The sequence below is a fragment of the Streptomyces sp. NPDC059695 genome, from assembly GCF_042733785.1.
In the GTDB taxonomy this organism is placed as follows: domain Bacteria; phylum Actinomycetota; class Actinomycetes; order Streptomycetales; family Streptomycetaceae; genus Streptomyces.
Window position 1 is genome coordinate 1 of sequence record NZ_JBHWFF010000076.1, and the last position, 3,547, is coordinate 3,547.

At 70.5% G+C, this 3,547-nt stretch carries 3 protein-coding genes; 1 reads left to right on the forward strand and 2 read right to left on the reverse strand.

The window, feature by feature from the left end; all coding sequences use genetic code 11:
* Positions 1-156: 156 nt before the first annotated feature.
* Complete coding sequence (locus tag ACFV2S_RS37820) at positions 157-597, reverse strand: SRPBCC family protein (protein ID WP_385570865.1); 441 nt, start codon at positions 595-597, stop codon at positions 157-159.
* Positions 598-687: 90 nt separating this feature from the next.
* Complete coding sequence (locus ACFV2S_RS37825) at positions 688-1,443, reverse strand: metallophosphoesterase (RefSeq protein WP_385570869.1); 756 nt, start codon at positions 1,441-1,443, stop codon at positions 688-690.
* Between the two features lie 267 nt (positions 1,444-1,710).
* On the opposite strand from ACFV2S_RS37825, the gene ACFV2S_RS37830 reads away from it, so the two are divergent.
* Positions 1,711-3,507, forward strand: coding sequence for an AMP-dependent synthetase/ligase (locus ACFV2S_RS37830; RefSeq protein WP_385570867.1), 1,797 nt, complete (start codon positions 1,711-1,713; stop codon positions 3,505-3,507).
* Positions 3,508-3,547: the final 40 nt, after the last annotated feature.

Consider the following 3,547-nt stretch of genomic DNA (forward strand, 5'->3'; position numbering starts at 1 on the left):
GTCACCAGCGGTGCGGGTCCAGGCTCAGCAGCCTCCCGCGCCGGCAAGGGCGCCGTTCCGTTGTGCCCACCCGTTCCGCCCCTTGCGGAACGCCTGCCCACAACGAGGTGGGCACCGCCCCGGCGGAACGATGGCCCGCAACGGCGTCGCGCAGCGTTACGCGGCCGATTCCACCCGCTGCTTCAGGCCCGCCAGCGCGCGGTCGATGATGACCTTCTCCGCCTTGCGCTTGATCATGCCCAGCATGGGGATCTTGACGTCCACCGTCAGCTGGTAGGTGACCTCGGTGCGGTCGTCGCCGAGGCCCTTCAGGAGGTACGAGCCGTCGAGGGAGCGGAGCATCTGGGACTTGACCAGGGTCCAGCTGACCTCGTTGTCCCCGGTCCAGGTGTACGCGAGGGTGTGGTCGTCCTTGATCGCGCCCGCGTCGAGCAGCAGCCGGACCTTCTCCGCGCGGCCGGCCTCGTCGGCGGACAGGACCTCGGCCTCCTTCACCTCGCCCGTCCACTCCGGGTAGCGGGCGAAGTCGGCGATCACGCCCATGACGTCGGCCGGTGCCGCCTCGATGGTGATGCTCGAGCTGGTGTGTTCGGCCATCGCGGTGGCTCCTCCACTGTGCGGTCCGGCGGAAGTAAAAGGGGCACAGACGTGCCGACGGAAGGCTATCGCGCCCCCGTGGCCCCGCCGTCACCACTCCAGGGCGTAGGGCCTGCCGGTCGAGGCGAAGTGGCCGACGTTCACGCACTCGGTCGCGCCGATGCGCATCCGGCGCGCCAGCGGCTGGTGGACGTGGCCGAAGAGGGCGTACCGGGGCCGGACCCGGTGGATGGCGTCGAGCAGCGCCCGGCTGCCGCGCTCGAAGCGGCGGGCCACCGTGTCGTACGTCAGCTCGGGCACGTCCGGCGGGATGTGGGAGCAGAGGACGTCGACGTCGCCGAGGGCCTCGACCTTCGCCGCGTACTCCTCGTCGGAGATCTCGTACGGGGTGCGCATGGGGGTGCGCAGGCCGCCGCCGACGAAGCCGAACACCAGGCCGCCGAGCTCGATCCGCCGGCCGTCGAGGACGGTCGTCCCGGGCCCGGCGAATTCCGGCCAGAGCCGGGGGATGTCGACGTTCCCGTAGGTGGCGTACGTGGGGGTGGGGAAGGCGCCGAAGAGTTCGGCGTACTGGCGGCGGACCGCGGCCTCGATGGCGGTGTCGCGGTCGACGTCGAGGCCGGCCCAGAGGCTGCGGCCCAGGTCACGGGCCTCGTCGAAGCGGCGCGCGGTGCGGAGCTCGACGAGCCGGGTGGCGTTCTCGGCGCCGAAGAGGTCGGGGAAGATACCCCGGCTGTGGTCGGCGTAGTCGAGGAAGAGGACCAGGTCACCGAGACATATGAGGGCGTCCGCACCCTCTCCCGCCCTGGCGAGGTCGCCGGCGTTGCCGTGCACGTCACTGACCACATGGACTCGCATGACCCCACCTTAGGGGGTGTCACCTGCGGTTACTTGGGAGTCTCGAAACCGGTGGATTACTGTGCGCAGAGCACCGCCACGCATGTGTGACGCACGGAACATCTGGCCGGAACCCCCTATCGGGAACCACGTACTGGTGGGTAACGTCCGGGCAGTCCAGTCGTGCTCACCCCCACTGAGCACCTGCCCGATCATGGACTTCACCGGTGCATCACACAGAGCCGTGGCGCCGGCGCCCGATGAGGAGCAGCAGTCTTGCGCGAGTTCAGCCTTCCGGCCCTGTACGAGGTCCCCACGGACGGCAACCTGACGGATCTCATCCGCCGCAACGCCTCCCAGCACCCAGATGTCGCCGTGATGGGGCGCAAGGTCGACGGCGTCTGGACGGACGTCACGGCCACGCAGTTCCTCGCCGAGGTCCGCGGGGTCGCCAAGGGTCTGATCTCCTCCGGAGTGGAGCCGGGCGACCGGGTCGCGCTGCTGTCCCGCACCCGGTACGAGTGGGTGCTCCTCGACTTCGCGATCTGGAGCGCGGGCGGGGTGACCGTGCCGGTGTACGAGACGAGCTCGGCGGAGCAGATCCAGTGGATCCTCGGCGACTCGGGCTCCACCGCGGCGCTGGTCGAGAGCGCGGCGCACCGGGCGGCCGTGGAGTCCGTGCGGGAGCACCTTCCGGAGCTCAAGGACGTCTGGCAGATCGAGGACGACGCGGTCGCGCGGCTCACCGCGGCCGGCACGGACGTCTCCGACGAGCTGCTCGACGCGCGCATGTCCGCGGCGAACGCGGACGACCCGGCGACGATCGTCTACACCTCGGGCACGACCGGCCGTCCCAAGGGCTGCGTCCTGTCCCACCGGGCCTTCTTCGCCGAGTGCGGCAACATCGTGGAGCGGCTCAAGCCGCTGTTCCGTACGGGCGAGTGCTCGGTGCTGCTGTTCCTGCCGGCCGCGCACGTCTTCGGGCGGCTGGTCGAGGTCGCGTCCGTGATGGCGCCGATCCGGCTGGGCTGCGTCCCGGACATCAAGAACCTCACGGACGAGCTGGCCTCGTTCCGGCCGACGCTGATCCTGGGCGTGCCGCGCGTCTTCGAGAAGGTCTACAACTCGGCGCGGGCGAAGGCGCAGGCCGACGGCAAGGGCAAGATCTTCGACAAGGCCGCGCACACGGCCATCGCGTACAGCCGGGCGATCGGCACCCCGCAGGGCCCGTCCTTCGGTCTGCGGCTGAAGCACAAGGTCTTCGACAAGCTGGTCTTCAGCAAGCTGCGGGCGGTGCTCGGCGGGCGCGGCGAGTACGCGATCTCGGGCGGCGCTCCGCTGGGCGAGCGGCTCGGTCACTTCTTCCGCGGCATCGGCTTCACGGTCCTGGAGGGGTACGGCCTGACGGAGTCGTGCGCGGCGACCGCGTTCAACCCGTGGGACCGGCAGAAGATCGGCACGGTCGGGCAGCCGCTGCCGGGCTCGGTGGTGCGGATCGCCGACGACGGCGAGGTGCTGCTGCACGGCGAGCACATCTTCTCGCGGTACTGGAACAACGAGGCGGCGACGGCGGAGGCCCTCGCGGACGGCTGGTTCCACACGGGTGACATCGGCACGCTCGACGAGGACGGCTACCTCGCGATCACCGGCCGCAAGAAGGAGATCCTGGTGACGGCGGGCGGCAAGAACGTCGCCCCGGCGGTCATCGAGGACCGGATCCGGGCGCACGCGCTGGTCGCGGAGTGCATGGTGGTCGGCGACGGGCGGCCGTTCGTCGGCGCGCTGGTCACGATCGACGAGGAGTTCCTGGGCCGCTGGGCGAGCGAGCACGGCAAGCCGGCCGGTGCGACGGCGGCCTCCCTCCGTGACGACGCGGACCTGATCGCGGAGGTCCAGCGGGCGGTCGACGACGGCAACGCGGCGGTCTCCAAGGCGGAGTCGGTCCGCAAGTTCCGCATCCTGCCCGCCCAGTTCACCGAGGAGGCGGGCCACATCACCCCGTCGCTGAAGCTGAAGCGGAACGTGGTGGCGAAGGAGTTCGCGGACGAGATCGAGGCGATCTACTCCAAGTAGCGCTGGACGCGCGGAGGGCCCGGGACGATCACGTCCCGGG